The organism is Cetobacterium sp., assembly GCF_977044495.1.
The window spans coordinates 1-1,063 of the sequence record NZ_CDRRQU010000103.1; the positions used below are offsets into that span (position 1 = coordinate 1).

Annotated in this window: 1 protein-coding gene; it reads right to left on the minus strand. The window is 44.2% G+C overall.

Going from position 1 to position 1,063, the window contains the following annotated elements:
• Positions 1–1,056, minus strand: a 1,056-nt coding sequence (locus tag ACWI69_RS12195) for an acyltransferase family protein (protein WP_448822103.1), incomplete at its 3' end; no start/stop codon positions are given.
• Positions 1,057–1,063 lie beyond the last annotated feature (7 nt).

A 1,063-nucleotide genomic window follows, 5' to 3' on the forward strand; every position in this document is an offset into this window, starting at 1 on the left:
AATCAACGGATAAAACGTATTCAGCATCCCCATCTTCACCACCAACCGGTAAAAGCCAAGGAAGCTTCCAATCGGCGACATCATAAGCGCTGCAACAACGACTCTCCATAACCCTTTCTTGCCCTTGAAATCAAAAATCTCAAAACCGTACGCACACATACAGCCAAAGTACACTGCAAGGATTGCCGCTGTCGTTGCAATAAAGCAGGAATAAAACAATGACTGGAACAAACCGGTTGCAAGATTACTCGCATAATCCATAAACTGCACAAGATTTTCCTGAAAATGTCCTTCCGGCAGCAACGAAATGCCCCACACCAGACTCTGATGCGTCCGTGTTGCATTGATATACATGATATACACCGGTCCAATAGCTATCACGCTTAATATACTGCACACAACTGTACGCAGGCAAAGCTTTCCAACTCGGCCTGGATGGCGCTTCGCATACTGTAGATTTAACCGGATATTCAGCTTCACTGCTCCAGCCCAGTCTGTATCCGTCGTCCGCTCTACCTTCTTTTTCACGTATTTCCGCCTTTGCGCCAGACAGATCAGCCGCGTATCAATCGCATGTAACAGCGTAGCTGCCACAATGGATGCTGCAATTACAAACAATGTGTACATACCAACACCCTTGACGTTTCCAAACATCTGCAGAAACAGGTTGTGTATCAGGTACAGTTCCAAGGATATATTTCCAAGGAAGGTCAAGACCGGATTTTCAAAGCGCACCTTCAAGAACACCGCAATTATCAGAAATGTAAATACAATACACATGGATAGCTGTACCAAAAGTGTCGGGATCTTATCCTCATACCGCATATTATTGACTGTCTCTGTCCAATATCCATGATGTGAAAGCATATATGCACTCGCCCGTGCCAGCACAATAAATAATACAATTAATACCAAAAGAAGAACCTTATAGATTTTCTTCATAAAGCGGATGATTGCTTCTTCCTTGTTCGCAACGAGCATACCAATCCAGAACACAAGACTTGTATTGTACCACCATTCTCCCTGAAACCAACTGTTTCCATGCCCGCGCGTCATACAGAAT